Origin of the sequence: Streptomyces sp. NPDC006602, assembly GCF_042870385.1 — a bacterium.
In the GTDB taxonomy this organism is placed as follows: domain Bacteria; phylum Actinomycetota; class Actinomycetes; order Streptomycetales; family Streptomycetaceae; genus Streptomyces.
Genome location: NZ_JBIAHG010000001.1, coordinates 169980 through 195342 on the forward strand (window position 1 = coordinate 169980; position 25363 = coordinate 195342).

The 25363-nt window shown below is 70.7% G+C and carries 32 protein-coding genes; 8 read left to right on the forward strand and 24 right to left on the reverse strand.

Features of this window, described 5'->3' with window-relative positions; genetic code table 11:
• Window positions 1-13: 13 nt before the first annotated feature.
• Window positions 14-757, reverse strand: coding sequence for an SRPBCC domain-containing protein (locus ACFYO2_RS00765; RefSeq protein WP_388342169.1), 744 nt, complete (start codon window positions 755-757; stop codon window positions 14-16).
• Between the two features lie 13 nt (window positions 758-770).
• Window positions 771-1400 (reverse strand): ArsR/SmtB family transcription factor, encoded by a 630-nt coding sequence (locus ACFYO2_RS00770; RefSeq protein WP_388342173.1) that lies wholly within the window; start codon window positions 1398-1400, stop codon window positions 771-773.
• Window positions 1401-1754: 354 nt separating this feature from the next.
• On the opposite strand from ACFYO2_RS00770, the gene ACFYO2_RS00775 reads away from it, so the two are divergent.
• Entirely contained in the window at window positions 1755-2744 is a 990-nt protein-coding gene (locus tag ACFYO2_RS00775; protein ID WP_388342176.1) for a YihY/virulence factor BrkB family protein, read from the forward strand.
• A 163-nt stretch (window positions 2745-2907) separates the two neighbouring features.
• Here the strand turns inward: ACFYO2_RS00775 and ACFYO2_RS00780 are convergent, their stop codons facing one another.
• The 4 genes from ACFYO2_RS00780 to ACFYO2_RS00795 form a co-directional block, all read right to left on the reverse strand.
• Window positions 2908-3333, reverse strand: coding sequence for a DUF3618 domain-containing protein (locus ACFYO2_RS00780; RefSeq protein ID WP_388342178.1), 426 nt, complete (start codon window positions 3331-3333; stop codon window positions 2908-2910).
• Window positions 3330-3749: a phage holin family protein gene (locus ACFYO2_RS00785; protein WP_388342181.1), complete on the reverse strand. Its 420-nt coding sequence runs from the start codon at window positions 3747-3749 to the stop codon at window positions 3330-3332. The genes ACFYO2_RS00780 and ACFYO2_RS00785 overlap by 4 nt, the downstream gene beginning before the upstream one ends.
• A gap of 74 nt (window positions 3750-3823) precedes the next feature.
• A complete protein-coding gene (locus tag ACFYO2_RS00790) occupies window positions 3824-4537 on the reverse strand; it encodes a hypothetical protein (RefSeq protein ID WP_388342184.1) in 714 nt (237 codons plus the stop codon).
• On the reverse strand, window positions 4534-4662 hold the full coding sequence (locus ACFYO2_RS00795; protein WP_388342186.1) for a hypothetical protein: 129 nt from the start codon (window positions 4660-4662) through the stop codon (window positions 4534-4536). Before ACFYO2_RS00795 ends, ACFYO2_RS00790 begins: the two co-directional genes overlap by 4 nt.
• Before the next feature lie 178 nt (window positions 4663-4840).
• Here ACFYO2_RS00795 and dapA point away from each other — a divergent pair, with 178 nt between their 5' ends.
• A complete protein-coding gene (dapA, locus tag ACFYO2_RS00800; protein WP_388342188.1) occupies window positions 4841-5731 on the forward strand; it encodes a 4-hydroxy-tetrahydrodipicolinate synthase in 891 nt (296 codons plus the stop codon).
• Here the strand turns inward: dapA and ACFYO2_RS00805 are convergent, their stop codons facing one another.
• From ACFYO2_RS00805 to ACFYO2_RS00840, 8 genes are all read right to left on the reverse strand, one after another.
• Complete coding sequence (locus ACFYO2_RS00805; protein WP_388342190.1) at window positions 5732-6955, reverse strand: WD40 repeat domain-containing protein; 1224 nt, start codon at window positions 6953-6955, stop codon at window positions 5732-5734. It abuts the gene before it with no gap.
• A complete protein-coding gene (locus ACFYO2_RS00810) occupies window positions 6952-7512 on the reverse strand; it encodes a SigE family RNA polymerase sigma factor (protein WP_388343890.1) in 561 nt (186 codons plus the stop codon). Before ACFYO2_RS00810 ends, ACFYO2_RS00805 begins: the two co-directional genes overlap by 4 nt.
• Before the next feature lie 170 nt (window positions 7513-7682).
• On the reverse strand, window positions 7683-7907 hold the full coding sequence (locus tag ACFYO2_RS00815) for a hypothetical protein (protein WP_388342192.1): 225 nt from the start codon (window positions 7905-7907) through the stop codon (window positions 7683-7685).
• A gap of 113 nt (window positions 7908-8020) precedes the next feature.
• Window positions 8021-9025, reverse strand: coding sequence for a 2,3,4,5-tetrahydropyridine-2,6-dicarboxylate N-succinyltransferase (gene dapD / locus ACFYO2_RS00820; RefSeq protein WP_388342194.1), 1005 nt, complete (start codon window positions 9023-9025; stop codon window positions 8021-8023).
• Between the two features lie 195 nt (window positions 9026-9220).
• Window positions 9221-10126, reverse strand: a complete 906-nt coding sequence (locus ACFYO2_RS00825) for a CU044_5270 family protein (RefSeq protein ID WP_388342197.1) — start codon at window positions 10124-10126, stop codon at window positions 9221-9223.
• A gap of 1 nt (window position 10127) precedes the next feature.
• Complete coding sequence (locus ACFYO2_RS00830; RefSeq protein ID WP_388342199.1) at window positions 10128-10724, reverse strand: RNA polymerase sigma factor; 597 nt, start codon at window positions 10722-10724, stop codon at window positions 10128-10130.
• A 93-nt stretch (window positions 10725-10817) separates the two neighbouring features.
• Window positions 10818-11363, reverse strand: a complete 546-nt coding sequence (locus tag ACFYO2_RS00835) for a TetR/AcrR family transcriptional regulator (protein ID WP_388342202.1) — start codon at window positions 11361-11363, stop codon at window positions 10818-10820.
• Window positions 11363-11683: a DMT family transporter gene (locus tag ACFYO2_RS00840; RefSeq protein ID WP_388342204.1), complete on the reverse strand. Its 321-nt coding sequence runs from the start codon at window positions 11681-11683 to the stop codon at window positions 11363-11365. Before ACFYO2_RS00840 ends, ACFYO2_RS00835 begins: the two co-directional genes overlap by 1 nt.
• Here ACFYO2_RS00840 and ACFYO2_RS00845 point away from each other — a divergent pair.
• Window positions 11682-11948 carry a hypothetical protein gene (locus ACFYO2_RS00845; RefSeq protein WP_388342206.1) on the forward strand — a complete coding sequence of 89 codons (267 nt, stop codon included), beginning with the start codon at window positions 11682-11684 and terminating at the stop codon, window positions 11946-11948. The two genes, ACFYO2_RS00840 and ACFYO2_RS00845, sit on opposite strands and share 2 nt — an antisense overlap.
• 265 nt (window positions 11949-12213) lie before the next feature.
• Complete coding sequence (locus tag ACFYO2_RS00850) at window positions 12214-13035, forward strand: AbfB domain-containing protein (RefSeq protein ID WP_388342209.1); 822 nt, start codon at window positions 12214-12216, stop codon at window positions 13033-13035.
• A 54-nt stretch (window positions 13036-13089) separates the two neighbouring features.
• On the opposite strand, the gene ACFYO2_RS00855 is transcribed toward ACFYO2_RS00850, so the two are convergent.
• From ACFYO2_RS00855 to ACFYO2_RS00890, 8 genes are read right to left on the reverse strand one after another with little or no spacing between them, the layout of a single operon-like run.
• The gene (locus tag ACFYO2_RS00855; RefSeq protein ID WP_037743875.1) at window positions 13090-13422 is read right to left on the reverse strand and encodes a metal-sulfur cluster assembly factor; all 333 of its coding nucleotides are present in this window, start codon (window positions 13420-13422) and stop codon (window positions 13090-13092) included.
• On the reverse strand, window positions 13419-13886 hold the full coding sequence (gene sufU / locus ACFYO2_RS00860; protein WP_388342212.1) for a Fe-S cluster assembly sulfur transfer protein SufU: 468 nt from the start codon (window positions 13884-13886) through the stop codon (window positions 13419-13421). The genes ACFYO2_RS00855 and sufU overlap by 4 nt, the downstream gene beginning before the upstream one ends.
• Window positions 13887-13902: 16 nt before the next feature.
• Entirely contained in the window at window positions 13903-15159 is a 1257-nt protein-coding gene (locus tag ACFYO2_RS00865; RefSeq protein WP_388342214.1) for a cysteine desulfurase, read from the reverse strand.
• Window positions 15156-15920, reverse strand: a complete 765-nt coding sequence (gene sufC / locus ACFYO2_RS00870) for a Fe-S cluster assembly ATPase SufC (protein ID WP_388342216.1) — start codon at window positions 15918-15920, stop codon at window positions 15156-15158. The genes ACFYO2_RS00865 and sufC overlap by 4 nt, the downstream gene beginning before the upstream one ends.
• 7 nt (window positions 15921-15927) lie before the next feature.
• Window positions 15928-16257: a non-heme iron oxygenase ferredoxin subunit gene (locus tag ACFYO2_RS00875; protein WP_388342218.1), complete on the reverse strand. Its 330-nt coding sequence runs from the start codon at window positions 16255-16257 to the stop codon at window positions 15928-15930.
• Window positions 16257-17438 (reverse strand): Fe-S cluster assembly protein SufD, encoded by a 1182-nt coding sequence (gene sufD / locus ACFYO2_RS00880; protein ID WP_388342220.1) that lies wholly within the window; start codon window positions 17436-17438, stop codon window positions 16257-16259. Before sufD ends, ACFYO2_RS00875 begins: the two co-directional genes overlap by 1 nt.
• Window positions 17439-17498: 60 nt before the next feature.
• On the reverse strand, window positions 17499-18920 hold the full coding sequence (gene sufB, locus ACFYO2_RS00885) for a Fe-S cluster assembly protein SufB (RefSeq protein WP_388342222.1): 1422 nt from the start codon (window positions 18918-18920) through the stop codon (window positions 17499-17501).
• Entirely contained in the window at window positions 18917-19660 is a 744-nt protein-coding gene (locus tag ACFYO2_RS00890; RefSeq protein WP_388342225.1) for a helix-turn-helix transcriptional regulator, read from the reverse strand. The genes sufB and ACFYO2_RS00890 overlap by 4 nt, the downstream gene beginning before the upstream one ends.
• A gap of 161 nt (window positions 19661-19821) precedes the next feature.
• Between ACFYO2_RS00890 and ACFYO2_RS00895 the strand changes: the two genes are divergently transcribed.
• The 4 genes from ACFYO2_RS00895 (at window position 19822) to ACFYO2_RS00910 (ending at window position 23562) form a co-directional block, all read left to right on the forward strand.
• On the forward strand, window positions 19822-20619 hold the full coding sequence (locus ACFYO2_RS00895; protein ID WP_388342227.1) for an aminoglycoside N(3)-acetyltransferase: 798 nt from the start codon (window positions 19822-19824) through the stop codon (window positions 20617-20619).
• A 93-nt stretch (window positions 20620-20712) separates the two neighbouring features.
• Window positions 20713-21636, forward strand: a complete 924-nt coding sequence (locus ACFYO2_RS00900; RefSeq protein WP_388342229.1) for an ABC transporter ATP-binding protein — start codon at window positions 20713-20715, stop codon at window positions 21634-21636.
• A gap of 148 nt (window positions 21637-21784) precedes the next feature.
• Entirely contained in the window at window positions 21785-22501 is a 717-nt protein-coding gene (locus ACFYO2_RS00905; protein ID WP_388343893.1) for an ABC transporter permease, read from the forward strand.
• A gap of 53 nt (window positions 22502-22554) precedes the next feature.
• Window positions 22555-23562 carry a heme A synthase gene (locus ACFYO2_RS00910; protein WP_388342231.1) on the forward strand — a complete coding sequence of 336 codons (1008 nt, stop codon included), beginning with the start codon at window positions 22555-22557 and terminating at the stop codon, window positions 23560-23562.
• 28 nt (window positions 23563-23590) lie between these two features.
• Here the strand turns inward: ACFYO2_RS00910 and ACFYO2_RS00915 are convergent, their stop codons facing one another.
• On the reverse strand, window positions 23591-24697 hold the full coding sequence (locus tag ACFYO2_RS00915) for an amidohydrolase family protein (RefSeq protein WP_388342234.1): 1107 nt from the start codon (window positions 24695-24697) through the stop codon (window positions 23591-23593).
• Between the two features lie 194 nt (window positions 24698-24891).
• Complete coding sequence (locus tag ACFYO2_RS00920) at window positions 24892-25224, reverse strand: hypothetical protein (RefSeq protein ID WP_388342237.1); 333 nt, start codon at window positions 25222-25224, stop codon at window positions 24892-24894.
• Window positions 25225-25363 lie beyond the last annotated feature (139 nt).

Below are 25363 nucleotides of genomic sequence, written 5' to 3' on the forward strand. Positions count from 1 at the left end.
CGGTCGCAGTGCTCTACCGGGGCTGGCTGAACACGTTGTTCAGCCAGCCCTTCCATGCGGTTTCGACCGCTTCCGCGTCCGCGCCCGGCGCGAAGTCGTGGACGCTGATCCCGACCGGGTAACCCCAGTGATCGCGACCGAAGACACGGATCAGGGCGCCTTCGGTGCGCAGCCCGAGGAAGTACGGGTTGCGGAAGTCGACCTCGGCGTCGAGGAGTCGGCCCTCGGGGCCGCGGGCCTGCACGCGCGCCCCCTCGGCGGTGTCGTCCGCGAGGCCGAGCGCCCTGCCGACGGCGGCGAAGGAACCGGTGGCCTTGGAGGCGTCGGGTCCGTCGAAGGTGGTGAAGGCGGCCGTGCGGGGTGCGAAGTGGAGCAGGTACTGCCGCAGGGTCGCCATGTAGAAGTTGGTGTGCTTCGCGGCGCCGTCGTACTGGTTGTCCCAGTCGTCGACGAAGATCCCGCTGTGCACGTACCGCACCCAGGCACGGCGGCCCTCGTCGCGCGGCTCGATGGTGTAGTCGAGCTGGTTGAGGGTCTGTTCGGAGATGCCCTCGACGTTCTCGACGCGGTTGGTGTAGCGGTGCGGTGGATCCCAGGCGGTGACCGTGGACCCGAAGGGTCCCTTGCCGCCCTCGCGCGGCTCGGGTGGCTCCATCGGCCACAGCCAGCCGCCGGTCTGGGCGGTGATGGCCTCCCACACCTGCTCCGGTGAGGCGTCGACCTCGAACTCGCGGGCGATCTCGAATTCCTTGGACATGGTGGGCTCCTGCTTACTGAGACTCGAGTTCCGGGGTGGGTTGGTCCTTGACCGTGGGTTGGTCCTTGACCGTGGGATGGACGGCCACGACGATCCGGTGATCACGACCGCCCTCGGTGTCCGGAGCGTCGTACTTGCGGATCAGCGCGGTGATCCCCGCGGTCAGTTCCTGGATGAACGCGGCCCGGTCGGCGGCGGAGGCGAAGCGGACCTCGCCGTCGAGCGCGTACGTCGCCAGTCCCTTGCGGGCCTTCGCGGCGCCGGTGATCAGCGAGCCGACGTCCCGGACGAGCCGGGCGCCGAGCGCGAGCAGCCAGCGTGCGGAGAGCTGGTCCCGGAAGCGGTCCGGGTCCGGCTGCACGGCGGCGAGCGCGAGCGGTGAGATGACGTACGACGCGGCGGTCGCCGCCATCAGCCGCTCGGTGACGTTGCCCTTGCGGCGCTCGCCGGCCAGCTCGACCAGGCCGTGCCGCTCCAGCGCCTTCAGGTGGTAGTTCACCTTCTGCCGGGGCAGTCCGACCTTGCCGGCCAGCATGGCCGCCGACGCGGGGCCGGCGGCCAGCTCGGCGAGCAGCCGGGCCCTTATGGGGTCCAGGGAGGCGGCTGCGGCCTCGGGGTCCTCGATCACGGTCACGTCCAGCATGGGTCCACCCTCCCACCGAACACTTTTTTTGTCCAGACGGTTCCAGTGTTCGGTGAGAGGCGGCATTCCTCCGGGCGGTAGCCGCCCCCGCCGCCCCTTCCCGTCCCGTCCCTGGGGGCCGCGCCCCCAGACCCCCGCTTTCGGTCCGAAGGGCCTCGTCCTCAAACTCCCCCAGAGGGGGGGACCCCCAGACGGGCTGATTTCAGCCCCTCCGGCGTTTGAGGAGCGGGGTCTGGGGCGGAGCCCCAGGGACGGGACGGGACGGGAAGGGGCGGCGGGGGCGAAGAAGAACCTCAACCAAGATTCAGGTCAAGTAGCCGATTCGAGCGGGGAATTCGGGAGACCCGGCTGGTCATGGACGAGAAGGCCGAAAGGGCCGAGAAGCTCGAGGGCGCCGAGAAGAACAGCCCCTCCAAGTTGCCCGCCCGGTCGTGGCGGGCGGTGGTGCGGCGCACGCTGAAGGAGTTACTGGACGACGAACTCGCCGACCGCGCAGCCGCGTTGACGTACTACGGCGTCCTGTCGCTCTTCCCGGCGCTACTGGTGATGGTGTCCCTGCTGGGCGTGGTGGGACAGCGCGCGACGGACAAGATCCTCGACAACATCGGGGACCTCGCCCCCGGCCCCGCCCGGGACATCCTGCGGGACGCGGTGGTCCAGCTCGGCGACAGCGGCGGCACCGGCAGCGTGCTGGCCGTCCTCGGCCTGCTCTTCGCCCTGTGGTCGGCATCCGGCTACGTCGCCGCGTTCATCCGTACGTCCAACGCGGTGTACGACCTTCCGGAGGGCCGCCCGGTGTGGAAGTTGACGCCGCTGAGGCTGGCGCTGACCGTGGTGCTGATGCTGATGCTGGCCGCGAGCGCACTGATCGTGGTGTTCACGGGCCCGCTGGCCGAACGGGCCGGCACGACGATCGGGCTCGGCGACGAGGCGATCGCGGTGTGGGGCGTCGCGAAGTGGCCGGTGCTGCTCCTCCTGGTCGTCCTGATGATCGCCCTGCTGTACTGGGCCGCCCCCAACGTCCGCGGCCGCGGCTTCCGTTGGGTCTCCCCCGGCAGCGTCCTCGCCACGCTCATCTGGCTGGCCGCCTCGGCCGGCTTCGCGCTCTACGCCGCCAACTTCGGCTCGTACAACAAGACTTACGGCACCCTGGCGGGCGCCATCGTCTTCCTCGTCTGGCTCTGGCTGACCAACCTGGCGATCCTCCTCGGCCTGGAGTTCGACGCCGAACTGGCCCGAGAGCGAGCCATCACGGACGGCCGCCCACCGACGGAGGAGCCGTACGTGGAACCGAGGGACACGAGGAAGTGGCCCCCGAGGTTGCGGGCGGCACGGGGAAAGTAAACGGGCGAGATTTCATCCCTCCCCCATCCGAGTCGGGTTCCCTCCCCCATACGAGTCGGGTGGTGTGGCGGAGCCCCCAGCGACGGTCACCCAGACGCCGGCGCCGGCGTCACCCACCCAAGGGCAACCCCGGCGCCCACCCCAACAGCAACCGCGCCCCGCGTCACCGACCGCCGTGCCGCCGCCGCACCACCTCCACCGCGACGACCGCCCCCACCGCCGCCGCCCCCACGACCAGCACCGGCCGCGGATGACGCACCCCGGCCTGCACGGCGGTGCGGACCGGCGCGGGCAGCGTGTGCTCAACGGCATGCCCCGCATGACTCGCCCGGTCCTGGACCGTATGCCCGGCCTGCGCCGCGCTGCTGCGCAGCTGCACCGTCATCGCCCCCGCCTTGTCCCGCAGGTCCGCCGCCCGAGCCCGCGCGCGCCCCTTGACGTCGACCTTGCCTGCCAGCTCCTCCACCGTGTCGCCGAGTGCACTGCGAGTCCGCTCGATCTGCCGACGCAGCTCGTCGGGCCCCTTGGCACCGACCTCCTGCGCGGCCCCGCCGCCCGGCTCGCGTCCCTGCGCTGCCTTGTCCGTCATCGGTGCACCCTTTCCCTGATCTCCTCGACGTCGGCCCTGACGCTGCCGATCGCCTCCTCCGGCGTGGGCGGTGTGGCGCGCCGCAGCTGGGCGCGGCCGGTCGCCGCGAGCAGGCCCGCGAGCGCGAACAGCACGGCCGTCACGATGAGCGCCGCCGCCCAGACGGGCAGCGTCAGCGAGAGCGCGGCGGCGGCCGTGGCGGCCAGGGCGAGGAAGCCGGCGTAGGCGACGGCGCCGGCGGCGCCGAGCAGTCCGCCACCGCGTCCGGCGCGACGGCCCTTCTGCGTGAGCTCCTCCTTGGCGAGGGCCACTTCCTGTCGTACGAGCCGGGAGAGCTGTTCGGTGGCCTGTCCGACGAGGTCGCCGACCGAATGATGTTCGTCATGTACGGGCCTGGGGGCCGTGGTCCCGGTCACGGTTCCGCCTCCTCTCGGTATCGGAACCCCCGGGTACCCTGACCGGCCCCCGCTACCCCTGCGGGCCGGCACCACTACCCTTGCGGGCCGCCTCCGGGACCGTGCTCGCCGAGCCTGGCCAGCTGGCTCTGGAACCAGTCGAGCCGGGCCTGCAACAGGGCGGCCTCCGCGACGAGTTCGGGCACCCCGAGCCCGCCGGGTACGCCCCCGTCGGCGGCCGTCGTCGGCCACTCTCCCGCGGCCACCCGCAAGCCGTCCCCCGCCACGACCCGCAGCCCCTCTCCGGCCAGCCGGGCGAACCCGGCCAACGAGACCGACGTACGACCGCGCAGGCAGCCCGCGCAGGAGGGGGTCAGCGCGCGCCACCCGGGTCTGCCCCAGCCGGCGTCGGCCAGCGCCGCCGCGACCGTGCCGCAGGCGCAGGGGCCGACGGTCGCCGTGCGGACGCGCTGACGGGCGTGCCGGAAGCCGCGCTCGAAGCGGATGTAGCGGCCGAGGACCAAGACCTCGAGCAGGACGGCCGTACGGTGCTCGGCCGTGCACAGCAGGGCCTCGGCCGTCGTACGGTCGTGCACGCAGTGGAAGCCGCAGTCGCAGCGGCGGTGCGGTGCCCGGTGCCGCAGGCCGTAGACGCAGGACGCGTCGGCCAGGACTCCGTACGGCAGCGCGCCGCCCAGCGACACACCGGTGAACCCGGCCCGGGTGCCGTCCTGGGACAGCACCGGGTGGGCGATCTTGTATCCGGTCGGCGGCTCCGTCGGGCGTTCCTCGGGGAGCCGCAGTCTCATCGGGCGGCCGGGACCTCTTCGGGCGCCTTCAGTTCCTTGATCTCCTCCGGGAGCTCGAGTTCCTCCTCGTGGACCTGCGGCCGCTCTTCCGCGACTCCGGTGGCGAGTGCCTTGCCGAGCTTCATGACGCCTCCCATGACCTGGGGTCGATGACACCGTCCTGGCCATGGTGACCCATGAGGGGCCGACTTGGACATAGGGCCTTGTGCCTGCGCGCCCACCGGCGACACATCAGCATCCCTTAGCGATACCTCGTAGAAGAATTAAGTGGAGCTTCACTGTTGGTGCGCCGAGACTACCCCCATGACGACACTCCGCCCCTTCGGCCGCGCCCTCTGCGCCATGATCACGCCCTTCACCGACGCGGGCGCGCTGGACCTCGACGGCGCGCAGCGGCTTGCCGAGCGGCTGGTGGCCGAAGGGTGCGACGGGATCGTCCTGTCGGGTACGACGGGTGAGTCGCCGACCACGACGGACGCGGAGAAGGCCGCGCTCGTCAGGGCCGTGCGGGAGGCGGTGGGCGAGCGGGCGTCGATCGTGGCGGGCGTGGGCACCTTCGACACCCGGCACACCGTCGAGCTGGCCCTGGCCGCCGAGAAGGCGGGCGCCGACGGCCTGTTGGTGGTCAGCCCCTACTACAGCAGGCCCCCGCAGGACGCGGTGGAGGCGCACTTCCGCGAGGTCGCGGACGCGTCCGGGCTGCCGCTCGTGCTGTACGACATCCCGGGGCGCACCGGCACCCGGATCGAGCCGGACACGATGATCCGCCTCGCCGGGCATCCCCGCATCGTCGCGGTCAAGGACTGTTCCTATGACTTCCTCGGCGCCCAGAAGGTCCTGGACCGCACGGAGTTGGCGTACTACGCGGGCTGCGACGAGCACAACCTCGCCCTCTACGCGGTAGGCGCCACCGGATACATCAGTACGGTCGCCAACGTGGTTCCGGCCCGGCTCCGCGCGGTCCTCGACGCGTTCGAGGCGGGCGACACCCCCGTGGCCGCCCGCCTCCAACAGCGGGCCACGCCGCTGATCGAGTCGATGATGTCGGCGGGCCTGCCCGGCGCGGTCACTGCCAAGGCCCTCCTCAACGCACTCGACCTGCCGGCGGGCCCGGTCCGCGCACCGCTGCGCCCCGCCGACCGCGAGGCGGTCGACGGGCTGCTGGCGGCGTACGAACGGTTCATGGCCGCCTGATCAGCGCTCCGCGAAGACGGGCTCCCAACGCCCGGCGTCCCCGTCGTTGCCCTTGCGGAAGTCGCTGAGCGGTACGACCTTGTCGCTGCCGATGGTGACCAGCACGAGCCTCTGGTGGAATTCGTTCTTGCCACCCTTGGCGATGTCCCAGGCGATGAGCGAGGAGTTGCCGACCCAGGCGAGCAGCTGCTGCCCGTGCACCTCGGTCTTCGAGCCGGTCGCGGCGTCGACGACCCAGGAGGACGTCTTCCACTTCTCGCCCGCGAAGTCACCGGCGACGAGCCTGCCGTCGGGCGACTTCCCCGCGTCGACGTACCACTCCAGGTACCTGTCGTTCGCCGGCGCGTCGACCTCGGCGCCCGAGAGGTCGTAGAACTGCTTGCCGATGTCCCCCATGGGACTGCCGGACCAGACGTGCCTGCCGTCGCCGGTGAGGGCGAAGTCCTGGCGGGAGTTCAGGAACGCCACGCCGTTGGGATCGTCCGGGTCGCTCGCGAGCTTCACCTCGCTCCAGGACCCCTTGCCGGACGCCACGTCAAGGACGTGGAATCCGGAGCGGCTCGACGGCTCTTTCTGATCCCAGCCGTCGGAACCCTCCGTCTTGACCCGCAGGTCGGGGTTGTCGTCGTAGGTCGTCGCGACCAGCTTCCGGCCGTCGCGCGAGAACGCGAGTCCGCCGACCGGGTGGTCGACCGGAATCCACCGCGCGACCTTGCCGGTGGTCAGGTCGAGCAGGCCGATCCGCGAGGCGGGCAGGTCCTGTTCCAGGACGGCGGCGGTCTTCATGCCGGGGGCGACGGCCACCCATGACCACTTCGTGTTCTTCTCGTACTTGCCGGTCTTCTGGTCGAGCAGCCAGTAGGTGCGCTCGTAGACCGCGGTGTCGGCCGTCTTCCTGACGGTCTTCGGGACGAAGTACGCGGCCAGTGCGGTGTTCCCCGCCGAGATCAGATCACGCGGCGGCGACTGGTCCGGACGGGCGTTGAACTCGGTTTTCGGAACGACGTCCGAGGGGCGTACGTCGGTGCCCCTGTCCGAGTCCAGCATCGGCACGCCCACCGCGACGGCGACCACGGCGGCCGTGGCGACGGCGATGCCCGCGATCCGGCGGGTACGGCGGCGCCGGCGGACCGCCAGCACCCGGTCGGCGAAGCCCGGCCGCGCCGGGTCCTGTTCGGCGGCCTGCTCCCGCAGTGCGTCGCGCACGAGTTCTTCTACGTTCACGGCCGCACCTCCAAGGGCGAATAGTCACGGGACGCCTGCCGTTCGGCGTCGGCCGGGCCCAGGGCGGCCAGTTCGGGCGCGAGGGAGCGCAGCCGGGCGAGGGAGCGGTGGGTGGTGGACCGTACGGTGCCGACCGTGCAGCCGAGGAGGCGGGCCACGTCGGCCTCCGGGAGATCTTCGAAATAGCGCAGCACGAGTACGGTCCGCTGGCGTGCGGTAAGCCGGGACAGCGCCTCGCGCATCACGACGCGCAGTTCGGCCGCGGCCGCCGCGTCGGTGACTCCGGCGCCCGCCTCCGGCGGTTCGGCGACGCTGAGTTCCCGTCTGCGCCACTTCAGCCGCCAGCGGCTGATCTGCTGGCGGTAGAGGATCCGGCGTACATAGGCCTCGGGCTCGTCGATCCGCTGCCACTTGCCCGCCGCCTTGATCAGGGCGTTCTGCAGCAGGTCCTCACCGGCGTGCTGGTCTCCCCCGCAGAGCAGCACGGCCGTCTTCAGCAGCGCCGACGACCGGTTGTCCACGAACTCCCGGAAACTCTCCAGCCCTTCGGCATTCATCGTCACCTTCTCTTCCCCGGCGGCACCTGCGCTCCGCCCCTCTGCCCCTTGTGACGCTCGCGACCGCCCGCCGCTATGCCACCGCTCCGAAGATTTTTTTCCGCGGAACGGGCCGGGGGCCCGTACCGCACGGGTGTGCGGTACGGGCCCCCGGTCCACGGCGGGCGCGCTCAGCTCCAGGTGTACCCGTCGCCGATCAGCAGCAAGTGCTCAAGTACGTCCTCCATCGGATCGTCCACCTGGCCCATGTTGACCAGTCCGACCCGGGGGCCGTTGTGCGAGGCGGTGTTGGTCTCGTCGGCGTGCGCGGCCTGCGCCGGCAGCCCGCAGACCACTGTCAGGGTCAGCGCCCCGGACAGCCGACGTGCCACGGTCCTCGCCCGCTCGTTCGTCATCGCACGATCCCTCGTTCGTCGTTTCGGCGTCTGATCGGACACTGCGTCCACCCGTTCATCTGCCGAAACCACGAGAAGGTCACGCCGGGTAACCCGTACGGGATCTTGAAGGGTCAGTTGTGGCTGTGCAGGATCTCGTTCAGGCCGCCCCAGACCGCGTTGTTCGGGCGGGCCTCGACGGTGCCCGTGACCGAGTTGCGGCGGAAGAGGATGTTGGAGGCGCCGGAGAGCTCACGCGCCTTGACGATCTGTCCGTCGGGCATGGTGACGCGGGTGCCCGCGGTGACGTACAGCCCCGCCTCGACCACGCACTCGTCGCCGAGCGCGATACCGACGCCCGCCTCGGCGCCGATCAGGCAGCGCTCGCCGATGGTGATGCGGACGTTGCCACCGCCGGAGAGGGTGCCCATGGTGGAGGCGCCGCCGCCGATGTCCGAGCCGTCACCGATCACGACACCGGCGGAGATACGGCCCTCGACCATCGACGTGCCGAGCGTGCCGGCGTTGAAGTTCACGAAGCCCTCGTGCATGACCGTGGTGCCCTCGGCGAGGTGCGCGCCCAGTCGGACCCGGTCGGCGTCGGCGATGCGGACGCCCTTGGGGGCCACGTAGTCGGTCATGCGCGGGAACTTGTCGATCGAGGTGACCTGGAGGTGCAGGCCCTCGGCGCGGGCGTTCAGCCGGACCTTCTCGACGTCATCCACGGCGACCGGGCCGAGCGAGGTCCAGGCGACGTTGGCGAGGTGGCCGAAGATGCCGTCCAGGCTCTGGCCGTGCGGCTGGACGAGCCTGTGCGAGAGCAGGTGCAGGCGCAGGTAGACGTCGTGCGCGTCGATCGGCTTGTCGTCGAGGGAGCCGATGACCGTGCGGACCGCGACCACCTCGACGCCCCGGCGGGCGTCCGGACCGGTCGCCGCGGTCGCGCCGCCGCCGAGCAGCTCCGCGGCGCGCTCGGCCGTCAGCCGCTCGGTGCCGGACGGGCCAGGGCCGCCCTCGGCAGTCACAGCGGTGAGCTCGGGAGCGGGGAACCAGGTGTCGAGGACGGTGCCGTCGGCGGCGATCGTGGCGAGGCCGGCGGCAACGGCGCCGGTGGTGCGAGGAGCAGTCGTGTCGGTCATGAGGGAAACCTAACCGGCCGGGCGGGGTGAGGGCGAACCGGTGCGCACGGCGTCTCAGGTGCCGGGCGCACCGTCCGGGATCCGTCCCGGATCGGACCGGGTCCGGGCGTTCGGGAAGGCGCGGATCGGGCTCAGGAGCCCGCATCCGGCCCCAGGCGTTGCGGATCCGGCCTCAGGCGTGGGTGATGGCCCGGATCAGGGCCGCTCCCCCTTCTCGTCCACCACCGCCGTGACGAGCCGTGCCCCACCGAGCACGACGTCGCCCTTGTCCCACTGCAGGTCGCCGCTCTGCGCCACCGACCGGTATCCGGCGTACAGGTAGGTGGCCGGGTCGAGGAGCACCTCGTCCCGGTCGGTGACGGGGTTCTTCAGGTACAGCGCGTAGGCGCTGCGCCCCGCCGCGTCCTCGACCTCCGCGGCCTGCACGCCGGGGATCGTGGCGAGGGCCCTGTAGACCTTGGCCAGGCCGGCGGGGTCGTAGGCGTAAGCCCGGCTGAGGACGGCGACGAGGGCCCGGTACTCGTGCTGGGTACGGGTCTCGGACTTGTCGGTGGCATAGAAGAAAGCGCGTGCCCTCGCCCGCACCCCCGCCGGGTCGTCCGGCAGGCTCTTGAGGAACGCGTACTCCTCCCTGGGCGAGTGGTCGTCGCCGGCCCGCCCGCCCTCCATCTTCGGATCGGCGTACGCCATCCAGTCCTCGTTGGTCTGCGGGTCGACCTCGTCGTCCGTCACGTTGGTCTCGACGGTCTTCACGTAGATCCACTGACCCTCGCGCGCGGTGACCGCGGGAGTGGCGGCGATGGCGTCGGCGGCGGCGTTCAGGAGGTCCTTGGCGCTGCCGAGTTCGAGGGTGTACCCGGGGCCGGCGCCTGGCTGCACTCCGCTCGTGCCGCGGTCCACCACCTGCGTCCCGATCAGTGCCACCGCCGTGATCAGGGCCGCCGTCGCCGCGGCCATCAGCCGCCAGTCACCGCGCAGCCGGTTGGCGCGGGTGCGGCCCGCCGCCTCCCGCAGCAGGCGGTCCCGCCCGGCGAGAAGGGGCGCGCGCTCGGCCGCCGGGGCCTCGGCCCGCAGTTCGCGGACCGCCGTCATCTCGTCCATGTCAGACCACCTCCGTGGCGTCGAGCGTGAATGCGGGGTCGGCGCCCAGGGCCGAACGGACCTTGCGGCGGGCGCGGTTGAGCCGGGAGCGCACCGTGCCGACGGGGATCCCGAGCGCCTCCGAAACCTCGGTGTACGTCAGGTCCGCCCACGCCACCAGCAGCAGCACATGCCGGTCGCCCACGGACAGCGCGGCCAGCGCCCCGGCGAGCGGCGCCTGCACGGCCTGTGCGATGACCCGCTCGTCGGCGCGCTCGGACCAGGTCTCGGCGACCGGGTCGTGCCCGGTGCGGGCCAGCGCCCGCAGGGCCCGCACCTCGGCGCGGCGCTGCTTGCCGACGAGGTTGCCGGCGATGCCGTAGAGCCAGGGGCGGGCGCTTGGGCGGGTGGTGTCGTAGCGCGTCCGGATGCGGAAGGCGATGAGGAAGGTCTCCGCCGTGATGTCGTCGGCGGCGCCCACGCCCAGTCGGCGTTCCACATAGCGGTGGATGTCGGGGGCGTACCGGTCGTAGAGACGGGCGAAGAGCTCCGGTTCCTCCAGGGACTGGGCGACGACCTGGGCGTCCTCGGGCGAGGACGGGTCCGGTGGTCCGGTCACGTGGCGGCCTCCGCGGGTGTGGTCGGGGTGAGGATGTCACCCGCTGTTCCCCGATGTCGGCGAAGGGGTTCACGGACGGCGGCCGCCCCCGGCTCACGCTCCGGCGTCGATGACCCGCGCCAGCATCTCCCGCGCGTACTCCTCGTCGTACGGCGTCCCCGTCAGCAGCACCTGCAGACATATCCCGTCCGTCAGTGCGACCAGCGCCCGCGCGGTGACGGGGTCGGTCCGGGCGGTGAGCCGGGTGGCCAGGTCGTCGGCCCACTCGGCGGCGACCGGGCGCAGGGCGGGGCGGCGCAGGGCGGCGAGGTAGAGCTCGTACTCCAGCTCGACGCCGGTGCGCTCGCCGGCCAGCCACTCGCCCAGCAGGCCGGCGAGTTCGGCGGCCAGGTCGGTGCGCGGGTCGGCGAGGCCGCCGCGGGAGACGATCACCTTGGCGAAGCCCTCGTTGGCCTGGCGGAGCGCCGCGACCATCAGCTCGTCCAGGGTCTTGAAGTGGTACGTCGTGGAGCCGAGCGGAACATCGGCCTCGGCGGCGACGGAGCGGTGACTCAGCCCGGCGAGGCCCTTCTCCCCGGCGACCCGTATCGCCGCGTCGATGATCCGTTGCCGCCGCTGGGGGTCGTAGCGGCGGGGCATCAGTGCGCACCGCCCAGGTTCAGCACCACCACGCCGACGATGATCAGCGCGATACCGGCGGCCTTGGTCGGGGTCATCCCCTCACCCAGGAACATCATCCCGATGGTGGCGATGACCGCGGTGCCGACACCGGCCCAGATCGCGTACGCCGTGCCGACCGAGACGGTCTTCAGCGTCTGGGCGAGCAGCACGAAGGAGACGATGTAGCCGAGGACGGTGAACAGCGAGGGCCCCAGCCTGCTGAACCCGTCGCTGTACTTCATGGCCGTGGTCGCGCCGACCTCGGCGGCTATGGCGCAGGCGAGCAGCAGGTAACCCATGTGTACGAGCGTACACATCACCCGGAGGGGAGACCCCCGCGGGCCCGGTTCGCGTACCCGCGCCAGGCGGTCGGTGATCCGCCGCTCGGTGCGGGCCGGCACGCAGCAGGGCGGACACCTTGCGGTAGTGGAGCAGTTCGGCCGCGTCGGGCCGCACCGCTCCGCCGAGTTCGTAGCCGTTGCGCTCCAGCCGCTCACCCGGAACGGCGTCGCACAGCCGTACCTGATCGAGCGTCAGCCGCTGTTGCCGGCTGCCGGCCCGTGAGGTGTCCAGGGTGCCGTGGGTGCGCCGGTGTCAGCCTTGCGGGCGGGGTCACACTCCGACGCCGCCGTGACCGAATGAGGTGAAGCTGGGCCCACCTCGTGAAGGGGCTGTGAACATCGAGCCTCGCGTGAAACCGAAGAGGCCGAGAACCACTCGCCCCAAACGGCCCCCAGGAGCGCACCCGCTCCACTAGTGTTTCACCGTTCACCTACTTCCCCGTCTCGGCCGCAGCCGTCGCCCCAGGCGCCCGCCGGAGGAACCGCGCATGCCCGTAAGAAAGTCCCGGCCCCCTCAGAACCAGCCATGGGAGAGCGGCTGGTCTCCGGATGCCACCCGGGTGCCGGGAACGCGACGCCTGTGGCTGGCGGGCGCGATGGCGATAGCCACGGTCGCCGCCTGTGTGACGGCAATCGTCGTGACGGAGCAGCGCCCTGACGACCCGTCACCCTCCCCGCAGGGGGTGGCCGCCGCGGACCCGAGCGGCCCCGGCCTGATCTCCTACGGCACTCCCTCCGCGACGGCCACCTCGACACCCGGCGGCAAGAGCGCCTCACCGTCCGCCCGGACGACCACGAGCGCCCCCGAACCACAGGGCTCGGCCTCCGCGTCCGCCCATCCGCCCAAGCCCTCCACGCCCGGCCCGACTTCGTCCGCCCCCAAGCCCTCGACGACGTGGCGTTCGGTCCGCTCGGTCAACTACCCCGACCGGTACTGGCACGTCAGCGGCGGCCTGGTGCGGCTCGACCCGGTCGGCGGCTCGGAATCCCGCGAGGACTCCACCTTCAAGCTGGTCAAGGGCCTGGCCGACAGCTCCTGCCAGTCCTTCGCCACGGCCGACGGCAAGTATCTCCGCCACCGTGACTTCGTCCTGCGCGCGGACCGCGACGACGGCTCGTCCCTCTTCAAGCAGGACGCCACGTTCTGCCCCCGCCCCTCACCGGTGTCCGGCGCGATCATGCTGGAGTCGGTCAACTTCCCGGGCCGCTTCCTGCGCCACAAGGACTTCGTACTCCGCCTGGAGTCGTACCAGTACAGCGGCCAGTACCAGGCGGACTCCGCGTTCCGGTTGGTGGGCGGGCTGGCCTGAGCACGAGAAACGGCGACGCCCGAAGGCGTCGCCGTTCGCATCAGCTCGTGGATCTCAGACGTTGAACCCGAGCGCCCGCAGCTGCTCCCGCCCGTCGTCCGTGATCTTGTCGGGGCCCCACGGGGGCATCCAGACCCAGTTGATGCGGAGCTCGTTGACGAGGCCGTCCGTGGCGGACTTGGCCTGGTCCTCGATGACGTCCGTCAGCGGGCAGGCCGCCGAGGTCAGGGTCATGTCGATGGTCGCGATGTTCGCGTCGTCGATGTGGATGCCGTAGATCAGGCCGAGGTTGACGACGTCGATGCCCAGTTCCGGGTCGACGACGTCGTACAGGGCCTCGCGGAGTTCTTCCTCCGAGGCCGGCTTCATCTCAACGGTCTCGCTCATGCCGTCTTCCTTTCGGCGTCGGCTCCGCCCAGGGCCTGGGCCGTCGCGTCCTTCCACGCCATCCAGCTCAGGAGGGCGCACTTCACCCGCGCTGGGTACTTGGAGACACCGGCGAACGCGACCGCGTCCTCCAGCACCTCCTCCATCGCGTCGTCGGGCTCGATCCGGCCCTTGGACTGCATCAGCTCCAGGAAGGTCTCCTGGATCTTCTGCGCGTCCGCAAGGTCCTTGCCGACCAGCAGCTCGTTCAGCACCGAGGCCGAGGCCTGGCTGATCGAGCAGCCCTGACCCTCGTACGAGACGTCGTTGATGGTCGTGCCGTCGTACTTCACGCGCAGCGTGATCTCGTCGCCGCACGTCGGGTTGACGTGGTGCACCTCGGCGTCGCCATCCCTGAGACCACGCCCGTGCGGGTGCTTGTAGTGGTCCAGGATGACTTCCTGGTACATCGAATCCAGCTTCACGATTTCAGCACGCCCCTCAGCCGAAGAAGTTCCGTACGTGCTCCAGGCCGTCGACCAGAGCGTCGATCTCGGCCGGCGTGGAGTACAGATAGAACGACGCTCGCGTGGTCGCAGGAATTCCGTACCGCAGGCAGACAGGGCGTGCGCAGTGATGACCCACGCGTACCGCGATGCCCTGCTCGTCGAGAACCTGGCCCACGTCGTGCGGGTGGATGTCACCGAGCGTGAAGGAGATCGCCGCGCCGCGGTCCTCGGCCGTGGTGGGGCCGATGATCCTCAGACCCGGCACCTCGCCGAGCCTCTTCACCGCGTACTCGGTGAGCGCGTGCTCGTGGGCGAGGATCTTGTCCATGCCGATCGACGACAGGTAGTCGATCGCCGCGCCCAGACCGACCGCCTGCGCGATCGGCGGTGTGCCCGCCTCGAACTTGTGCGGGGCGGGAGCGTACGTCGACGAGTGCATCGACACCGTCTCGATCATCTCGCCGCCGCCCAGGAACGGAGGCAGGTCCTCCAGCAGCTCCTGGCGGCCCCAGAGCACGCCGATGCCGGTCGGACCGCACATCTTGTGGCCGGTGAAGGCCACGAAGTCGGCCTGCAGGGCCTGGACGTCCAGCGGCATGTGCGGCGCGGCCTGCGAGGCGTCGATGCACACCAGCGCGCCGACCTCCTGCGCGCGGCGCACTATCGCCTCGACGGGGTTGACCGTGCCCAGGATGTTCGACACCAGCACGAAGGAGACGATCTTCGTCTTCTCCGTGATGATCTCGTCGATGTTGGAGAGGTCGAGCCGGCCGTCGTCGGTCAGGCCGAACCACTTCAGCTTCGCGCCCGTGCGCTGCGCGAGCAGCTGCCACGGCACGATGTTGGAGTGGTGCTCCATCTCCGTGATGACGATCTCGGTCTCGTGGTCCACGCGGTAGGGCTCGTCGGCCCAGCCCAGCATGTTCGCCACGAGGTTGAGCGACTCGGAGGCGTTCTTGGTGAAGATCACCTCGTCACGGCTCGGCGCGTTGATGAACGCGGCGACCTTGTCGCGCGCGCCCTCGTACAGCGCCGTGGCCTCCTCGGCGAGCACATGCACACCGCGGTGGACGTTGGCGTTGTAGCGCTCGTAGTACTCACTCAGGGCGTCCAGAACCTGGCGCGGCTTCTGCGAGGTCGCCGCGTTGTCCAGGTAGACGAGCTTCCGGTCGTCGTGGACCAGACGGTCCAGGATGGGGAAGTCCTTACGGATCGCCTCGGTGTCGAGGAGGCCCGGCAGCTGTGTCACGCGGATACTCCACCCTTCGTGTAAACCTCGTAGCCCTCGTTCTCCAGCTTGTCGGCGAGTTCGGCGCCGCCGGACTCGACGATCCGGCCCGCGGAGAAGACGTGGACGAAGTCGGGCTTGATGTAGCGCAGGATGCGCGTGTAGTGAGTGATCAGCAGGGTGCCGACCTCGCCGGTCTCGCGGACGCGGTTGACGCCCTCGGAGACGACCCGCAGGGCGTCGACGTCCAGACCGGAGTCCGTCTCGTCGAGGATCGCGACCTTCGGCTTGAGCAGCTCGAGCTGGAGGATCTCGTGGCGCTTCTTCTCACCGCCGGAGAAGCCCTCGTTCACGTTGCGCTCGGCGAAGGCCGGGTCCATGTTGAGACGCTCCATGGTCTCCCTGACCTCCTTCACCCACGTCCGCAGCTTGGGGGCCTCGCCGCGGACGGCGGTGGCGGACGTACGGAGGAAGTTGGAGACCGAGACGCCGGGGACCTCGACCGGGTACTGCATCGCCAGGAACAGGCCCGCGCGGGCGCGCTCGTCGACGGACATCTCCAGGACGTCCTCGCCGTCGAGGGTGACGGTGCCGCTGGTGATCGTGTACTTCGGGTGACCCGCGAGCGAGTAGGCGAGCGTCGACTTGCCGGAGCCGTTCGGGCCCATGATGGCGTGCGTCTCGCCCTGCTTCACGGTGAGGTCGACGCCCTTGAGGATCTCCTTCGTGGCGTTGTCGGCCTCGACGGTGACGTGCAGGTCTCGGATTTCAAGCGTTGCCATGGGTGCCTCAGGACTCCTGGGAAAGGGAGACGAGCACATCGTCCCCTTCGATCTTTACGGGGTATACGGGGACGGGGCGCGTCGCGGGAAGGCCAGACGGTTTGCCGGTGCGGAGGTCGAAGCTGGAGCCGTGCAGCCAGCACTCGATCTGGCAGTCCTCCACCTCGCCCTCGGAGAGCGAGACGTTCGCGTGCGAGCAGATGTCGTGGATCGCGAACACCTCGCCCTCGGTCTGCACGACCGAGACCGGCGTGCCGTCGAGTTCCACCCGCTTCGGGGTGTCCTCCTCCAGCTCGCTCAGCCCACAGGCGCGTACGAACGTCGACGGGGCAGCCATCAGACCGACGCCTCCAGCTCCTCGTCGATCTTCACGAGAAGGCGCTCTTGGATGTCGTCGACACCGATCTGCTGGACGAGTTCGGCGAAGAAGCCACGGACGACCAGGCGACGGGCCTCGTCGGCCGGGATGCCGCGGGCCATCAGGTAGAAGAGCTGCTCGTCGTCGAAGCGGCCAGTCGCGCTGGCGTGCCCCGCGCCGACGATCTCGCCGGTCTCGATCTCGAGGTTCGGCACGGAGTCGACCCGGGCGCCGTCGGTCAGAACCAGGTTCCGGTTCATCTCGTACGTGTCCGTGCCCTCGGCCTTGGCCTCGATCAGCACGTCGCCGATCCACACCGCGTGCGCGCCCTCGCCCTGGAGCGCGCCCTTGTAGGCGACGTTCGACTTGCAGTGCGCGGTGTTGTGGTCGACCAGGAGGCGGTGTTCCTGGTGCTGACCCGCGTCGGTGAAGTACAGGCCGAACAGCTCGGCCTCGCCGCCGGTGCCGGCGTAGGCGACGCGCGGGTGGAGGCGGACGAGGTCGCCGCCGAAGGTGACCACGAACGACTTGAAGGTGGCGTCGCGGCCGATCAGCGCGTTGTGCTGGGCCACGTGCACGGCCTTGTCGTCCCAGTCCTGGACGGAGACGACGGTCAGCTTGGCGCCGTCCCCGAGGACGTAGTCGACGTTGGCGGCGAGCACGGCGTCACCGGTGTGGTCGATGACGACGACGGCCTCGGCGAAGGCTCCCAGCTCGACGACCTGGTGGGCGTAGGCCGTCCCACCCTCACCGTGCACGGCGATGCGGATCGGCTCGGTGAGGACCGTCTCCTTGGGGACAGTGATCACGCCGGCCTTCTCGAACGCCGAGTACGCCTGGGCGGCGACGCGGTCCACTGGGGTGCCGGCCTTGCCGAGCCGGGCGTCGTCACGGCCGACGAGTTCGACGACGACGCCCTCGGGGGCGTCGACGGCGACCTTCAGGCCGTCGCCGGTGGCGACCGCGGTGCCGTCGTGCAGCCCGCGCAGCCGCTCCAGCGGCGTGAACCGCCACTCCTCCTCGCGGCCGTGCGGGACCGGGAAGTCCTGCACGTCGAAGGACGGGGGCGCGCTCATGCGCGTGGCGACGGTCGACTCGGCGGCCACCGCGATCTGGCCCGCGGTGGTGGAACCCACGGGGATGTTCTGAGCCTCAGCCATGGCTGTCGGTCTGCTCTCTTCCTACGTCAGATATCTGGCGACTGCTTCGGACGACGGGTCTTAACCGACCGCGCCTTCCATCTGCAGCTCGATCAGCCGGTTGAGCTCGAGGGCGTACTCCATGGGGAGTTCCTTCGCGATGGGCTCGACGAAGCCGCGCACGATCATGGCCATCGCCTCGAACTCGCTCAGACCGCGGCTCATCAGGTAGAAGAGCTGGTCCTCGGAGACCTTGGAGACGGTCGCCTCGTGGCCCATGGACACGTCGTCCTCGCGGACGTCCACGTAGGGGTACGTGTCGGAGCGGGAGATGGTGTCGACGAGCAGCGCGTCACAGAGCACGTTGGACTTCGAGCCGTGCGCGCCCTCGCCGATCTCCACCAGACCACGGTAGGAGGTACGGCCGCCACCGCGGGCGACGGACTTCGACACGATGTTCGACGAGGTGTTCGGCGCCATGTGGACCATCTTGGAGCCGGCGTCCTGGTGCTGCCCCTCGCCCGCGAAGGCGATGGAGAGGGTCTCGCCCTTGGCGTGCTCGCCCATCAGGTAGACGGCCGGGTACTTCATCGTCACCTTGGAGCCGATGTTGCCGTCGATCCACTCCATGGTCGCGCCCTCGTACGCCACGGCGCGCTTGGTGACCAGGTTGTAGACGTTGTTCGACCAGTTCTGGATGGTCGTGTAACGGCAACGGGCGTTCTTCTTGACGATGATCTCGACGACCGCGGAGTGCAGCGAGTCCGACTTGTAGATCGGCGCCGTACACCCCTCGACGTAGTGCACATAGGCACCCTCGTCGACGATGATCAGGGTCCGCTCGAACTGGCCCATGTTCTCCGTGTTGATACGGAAGTAGGCCTGGAGCGGGATCTCGACGTGCACGCCCGGCGGCACGTAGATGAAGGAGCCGCCCGACCACACGGCGGTGTTCAGGGAGGCGAACTTGTTGTCACCGACCGGGATGACGGTCCCGAAGTACTCCTTGAAGAGCTCCGGGTGCTGCTTCAGCGCGGTGTCGGTGTCCAGGAAGATGACGCCCTGCTCCTCCAGGTCCTCGCGGATCTGGTGGTAGACGACCTCGGACTCGTACTGGGCCGCGACACCGGCGACAAGGCGCTGCTTCTCCGCCTCGGGGATGCCGAGCTTGTCGTACGTGTTCTTGATGTCCTCGGGCAGGTCCTCCCAGGACTCCGCCTGCTTCTCCGTGGAGCGCACGAAGTACTTGATGTTGTCGAAGTCGATGCCCGACAGGTCGGATCCCCAGTTGGGCATGGGCTTCTTCTCGAAGAGGCGCAGGCCCTTGAGGCGGAGCTTGGTCATCCACTCCGGCTCGTTCTTCTTCGAAGAGATGTCGCGGACGACGTCCTCGTTGATGCCGCGCTTGGCAGAGGCGCCGGCCGTGTCGGAGTCGGCCCAGCCGTATTCGTACTTGCCCAGGCCCTCGAGCTCGGGGTGGGCAGTCTCCGTGGGGAGAGTCATGCGGGGTTCCTCCCGGCCGTGCTTGCAGATGCGTTATGTGTGGTTTTGGAAATCTTTGGGATGAACGTCGTGCAGACGCCGTCGCCGTGCGCGATGGTCGCCAGTCGCTGGACGTGGGTACCGAGCAGCTGGGAGAAGATCTCGGTCTCCGCCTCGCAGAGCTGCGGGAACTTTTCCGCGACATGGGCCACCGGGCAGTGGTGCTGGCAGAGCTGCTCGCCGACCGGTGCGCTTCGCGCCGTAGCAGCGTACCCGTCCGCGCTCAGAGCCTTGGCCAGCGCTTCGGTCCGCTCCTCGGGGGCGGCGGCCTCGATGGCCTCGCGGTACGCGGTGGCCTGTTCGGCGATCCGGGCGCGGGCGAAGGCGACGACCGCCTCGTCCCCGCCGAACCGTTCCTGGATCCAGCGCAGGGCGTCCGCGGCGAGCTTGTCATAGGACTGGTCGAACGCGTCGCGGCCGCAGTCCGTGAGGGCGAAGACCTTGGCGGGCCGGCCGCGCGTCCGCGCTCCGTACACCCGCTGCTCCCGGGCCTCCACGACGTCGTCGGCGACCAGCGCGTCCAGATGACGTCGTACGGCCGCCTGGGTGAGTCCCAGCCGTCCGGCCAGCTCGGTGGCGGTCGACGGCCCGTGGTCCAGGATGGACCGCGCGACCCGGTTGCGCGTCGAGCGCTCACCGGTCGCGAGCTCCTCCTGAGGGACCCCCATGGGGGTCTCCCGAGCCTCGCCGACGTTTTTCACAACGCCATTGTTGCGTAATTCCTCTGAGGCAGGCAAGCGGCGTCCCGACCGGTGGACGGTGCCCTGCGTCACTTAGGTTTACCTAATCTGACCTGCGCGGACGATCTTTGATCGATCAAATCGGTGGCGCGGGCGGCCCCCGTCCGGGACACTGCGGAACCATGCCCATACCCCCTCCCACCGGCCCTCTTGGCACTCGGGGCAGCGTCGCGGCCCAGCTGCGCGCTCTGGGTGTCGAACCAGGCGAAACCCTCCTCGTCCACTCCTCCCTCAGCTCGCTCGGCTGGGTCTGCGGAGGAGCGGTGGCGGTCGTCCAAGCATTGCTCGACGCGCTCGGCCCGGACGGCACGTTGGTGGTCCCGACCCAGTCCGGAGACCTCTCGGACCCGGCCCACTGGGCGAACCCGCCGGTACCCGAGGCCTGGTGGGAGACGATCCGGGCCACCATGCCCGCGTACGACCCCCTGATCACCCCCACCCGCGGGGTCGGGGTGATCCCGGAGACCGTACGGACCTGGCCGGGCGCCCTGCGCAGCGCACACCCCCAGACCTCGTTCGCCGCCCTCGGCCCGCGCGCGGCGGAGGTGACCGACGGACACGCCCCCGACTGCCGGCTCGGCGAACACAGCCCGCTGGCCCTCCTCGAGGCACTCGGCGCCCGGGTGCTCCTGCTGGGCGCCGGCTACGACACGTGCACCAGCTTCCACCTGGCCGAATACCGCATACCGGCGCCGCGCGTGAAGGTGGGCCGCCCGGGACCTGCGGGCTGGGAGGTGGTGACCGAGGTGTCGATCGACTCCGACCGGTTCGACGAGCTGGGTCACGACTTCGAGCGGGACCGTCCCGTCGTACGGGGAAAGGTGGGCGCGGCCGACGTACGGCTGTTCCCCCTGGCGGAGGCGGTGGCCTACGCGCAGCGGTGGCTGGCGGTGCACCGGTCGCGCGAGGAGGAGCTCTGAGACCCTGCCCGCCGGCCCTGCCCGCCCGGGCCGCGGTGGAGATCCCGCACCCGCCGCTCTGGGTCCCCGTTCGCGAACCTAGACTCTGGACCCATGCGAAGTGAGCCCGTGGTCCAGGTCCAGGCCCTGGTGAAGCGGTACGGCACGAAGACCGCGGTGGACGGCCTCGACCTGGTGGCCAAGGCGGGCGTGACGGCCGTACTCGGCCCCAACGGCGCGGGCAAGACCACGACGGTAGAGACCTGCGAGGGGTATCGGAAGCCGGACTCCGGCACGGTGCGCGTCCTGGGCCTCGACCCGGTGAGACAGTCGCGGCGGTTGAACCCCCGCATCGGCGTGATGCTGCAGTCCGGGGGCGTCTACTCGGGCGCCCGGGCCGACGAGATGCTCCGGCATGTCGCCAAGCTGCACGCCCACCCGCTGGACGTGGACGCGCTCATCGAGCGCCTGGGGCTGGGCGGTTGCGGCCGGACGACGTACCGGCGCCTGTCGGGTGGCCAGCAGCAGCGCCTCGCGCTCGCCATGGCGGTCGTGGGCCGCCCGGAACTGGTGTTCCTGGACGAGCCCACCGCCGGCCTCGACCCGCAGGCCCGTCACGCCACCTGGGATCTCGTACGGGACCTGCGCGCCGACGGCGTCTCCTTGATCCTCACGACCCACTACATGGACGAGGCCGAGCAGCTCGCCGACGACGTCGCGATCATCGACGCGGGCCGGGTCATCGCCCAGGGCTCGCCGGAGGAACTGTGCCGCGGCGGCGCCGAGAACACCCTGCGCTTCACCGGCCGCCCGGGACTGGACGTCGGTTCCCTGCTCAAGGCGCTCCCGGCCGACTGCACGGCCGCGGAGCTGACGCCGGGCTCGTACCGGGTCGGCGGCAAGGTCGACCCGCAGTTGCTCGCGACGGTGACCTCGTGGTGCGCGCAGCACGGGGTGATGCCGGAGAAGATCTCGGTCGAACGGCACACGCTCGAAGACGTGTTCTTGGAGCTCACAGGCAAGGAGTTGCGTTCATGATTCCGGCCCGCACGCGGATCTGCTGGGGGTCCGGGGAGCATCCCCCGGGAAGACACAGCCTGGAGCTCACGGGCAAGGAGCCGCGCTCGTGACCACCGGCATCACCGGCACCTACGCGCCGCGGCCGGGTGCCGCTCCGCTCCCCCGCATGATCGGGGCGCAGGCCGCGCTGGAGACGAAGATGCTCCTGCGCAACGGCGAGCAACTGCTGCTCACCGTCGTCATCCCCACGCTGCTGCTGGTGCTGTTCAGCTCGGTGGACATCGTCGACACGGGCGCGGGCGAGGCCGTCGACTTCCTGACCCCGGGCGTCCTCGCGCTCGCCGTGATGTCGACGGCGTTCACCGGGCAGGCCATCGCGACGGGCTTCGAGCGCCGGTACGGCGTCCTGAAGCGCCTCGCCTCCTCACCTCTTCCCCGGTGGGGCCTGATGGCCGCGAAAACGCTGGCCGTGCTGGTCACGGAGGTCCTCCAGGTCGTCCTGCTGACGGTGATCGCCTTCGCCCTGGGCTGGTCGCCGCACGGCAACCCCTTCGCCGTACTGCTCCTGCTGATCCTCGGTACGGCCGCGTTCTCCGGGCTCGGCCTGCTGATGGCGGGCACGCTGAAGGCGGAGGCCACGCTGGGCGCCGCCAACCTGGTCTTCCTGCTGCTGCTGGTGGGCGGCGGGGTGATCGTGCCGCTGGACAAGTTCCCGGCCGGGGCCCAGGACGTGCTCGGGCTGCTGCCGATCTCGGCGCTGTCGGACGGACTGCGGGACGTGCTCCAGCACGGTGCCGCGATGCCCTGGGGCGACCTGGGGATCCTCGCGGTGTGGGCGGTCGTGGGGCTGGCGGCGGCCGGGCGGTTCTTCCGCTGGGAGTAGGCCGAGGCCCCGGGAGGGCCCCTCGTGAAAGCGTGCACAAGCGGCGCCCTACGATGGGACGCGTGCCAAAAGTGACCCGCGCCGACGCCGTAGCGGCCGTCCGCAACCCGCTCGCCTTCATCGCCGCACGCTGGACCCCGACCGCGCGGACGGTCCGGCGGGCGACCCTCGCCGCGCTCGTCATGTCGGTGGTCATCGTGGTCACCGGCGGGGCGGTGCGGCTCACCGGGTCCGGGCTCGGCTGCCCGACCTGGCCCAAGTGCACCGACGACTCGCTCACCGCCACCAGCGCGATGGGCTTCCACGGGGCCATCGAGTTCGGCAACCGCATGCTGACGTACGTGCTGTGCGCGGCGGTCGGCTGGGCGATCATCGCCGCGCGCTCCGAGAAGCCGTACCGGCGGGGCCTGACCCGGCTGGGCTGGGCGCAGTTCTGGGTCGTGATGAGCAACGCGATCCTCGGCGGCATCGTGGTCCTGGTCGGCCTCAACCCGTACACGGTCGCGGCGCACTTCGTGGCGACGTCCGCCCTGATCGCGGTCGCCACGGTGATGTGGCAGCGCACCCGGGAAGGCGACGGTTCGCCCCGCCCGCTGGTCGGCAAGGCCGTGCAGCAGCTGGTGTGGTTCCTGGTCGCGGCCTCCGTGCTGCTGATCCTGGTCGGCACGGTCGTCACCGGCGCGGGACCGCACGCGGGCGACTCCAGCAAGGTGGAGCGGATGCCGCTCGACTGGGAGACCGTCAGCAAGGTGCACGCCGTGCTGGCCTGGATCGTGGTGTCGCTGACGTTCGCCCTGTGGTTCGTCCTCAAGGCCGTCGACGCCCCGAAGGCCCCGCTGGCGCGCACCCGCGACCTCTTCGTGATCCTGCTCGCGCAGGGCGTCATCGGCTACGTCCAGTACTTCACGGACCTTCCCGAGATCCTGGTCGGCCTGCACATGCTCGGCTCGGCCCTGGTGTGGATCGCGGTGCTGCGCGTGCTGCTGTCCCTGCGGGAGCGGGCCGAGGCGGTGGCCGATGTGCCGGGCCCTTCGAGCGAGGCGGCGCTCACCCGGGCGTGAGCGTGCGCTTTCTGTCGTAGGGCCTCGCTCATTCCAGCCCGTACACCCGCCGCGCGTTCCCCGCCGCGATCAGCCCCGCCACCCGTTGCGCGTCCGCCAGCGTCCACGCCCCCTCGGCGACCCAGGTGCCCAGCACCCGGCCCAGCGCCTCCCGGAACAGCCGCGCGCCCACCACGTGCAGCTCGGGCAGGCCCTGGGCGCCGCTGGAGAAGAGGATCTTGCCGAAGGGGGCCAGCTCCAGGATCTCCGCGAGGACGGTGGCGGCGCGCGCTCCGGTTCGTACGAGCGCGGCGCCCGAGTCGGCGTACACGTGCGGGAAGACCCCGGCGAGGTGCGCGGCGTGCCGGTGGTAGGGGTAGCCGTGCAGCAGCACGAGGTCCGTGCCGAGGCCGGCCGTGGCCCGGACGAAGTTCGTGAGCAGCACGGGATCCGTACGGTCGATGGGCAGCCCCGGTTCGCCGAGCCCGGCATGCAGTTGGAGCGGCAGTCCGGAGGCGACCGCGATCCACAGCAGGTGCCGTAGCAGCACCGGGTCGCTCAGCTCCCCGCCCACCCGGCGTCCGGCGAGCCAGCGGCCGGCGGCGCCGCGCACCTCGCCCGGCCCCGGCGGCTCGGGCGCGAGCGCGAGTCCGTGCCGTACGCCCGCCACGGAGGTGAAGGCCACGGCACCCGAGGCGGCGCCGTGCACCGACTCGGCGAGGTTGGCGAGGAAGGACTCGACGGTGCCGGAGGTGTCGGCGACCTGCTCGGCGAGGAGTTCGAGCCGCACGATCTCGCGGGCCTGGGCTTCCGCGGCGGACGCCATCTCGGAGGGGCCGGTCAGGTCGCCGGGCAGCCCGGTGTCGACCAGATACGTGGTGATTCCGCTGCCGCGCAGCAGCCTGCGGCCCGATTCCAGGACGCCGAGTTCACGGCGCCGGGCGAGATACCGGGCGGGCGGACAGTGCGGCTCCAGACCGAGCAGCGGCGGGCACCAACGGCGTACGGCGAACCCCGTCTGCGTGTCGAAGAGCGTCGTGCCCGGCGCGGGCGGCCCCTCGGTCCGGGCCAGCTGGGCCTCGAAGGTACCGAGGCCCAGCTCCGTTCTCAGGACGCCGTGGCAGTACTGGTCCACGAGGGACGGCGTTTCGATCATCCGGACTCCCCGCGCTCGGAACCTGTCCTTCTCAGGTGTCCTAACGGGTGAACCGGGCACCAGGTGTTGCGGTCACACACCCCGTGCGAAGCGCTCCGCGGGAAGAGCCCATTCGGGTGGCGCGGGTGGCTCTGAGAACCACCGGGCCGTTTGTGGCCGGTCGCGCAGTTCCTACCGCCCCTTCCGGGCGTTGCTCAGCCGTTGGCCGGACCGCCCACCTGGATTCCCGCCATGCGGCTCCACTCGTACGGGCCCGTCTTGACCTTGGCCGCGAACTCGCCGTCGAAGTCCTCGTGGACGGTGATCCCGGCCTTCTCCGCCGCCTGCTCCGCGAGGGTGTACGAGGGGGCCACGACGTCGCCCCAGGCACCGTCCTCACCGACGAGCACGATCCGGGCGCCGCGCTGCCCCAGGTACGCGATCTGGCCCTCTGCCCCGCCGTGCTGCTTGGAGAAGCCGCTGATCTGCTTGGCGAGCCGGGTCACTTTGCGCTCGGCCTTCGGGTCCGCCTGCTGTGTGTCTGCCATGGCCAGGATGCTACCGACGGGTAGATCAAACGGCGACGGGGGGGGGGGGGGGGGGGGGGGGGGGGGGGGGGGGGGGGGCGGCCCGCCGCCCCCCCCCCCCCCGCCCCCCCCACCCCCCCCCGCACGAGCACCACCACCA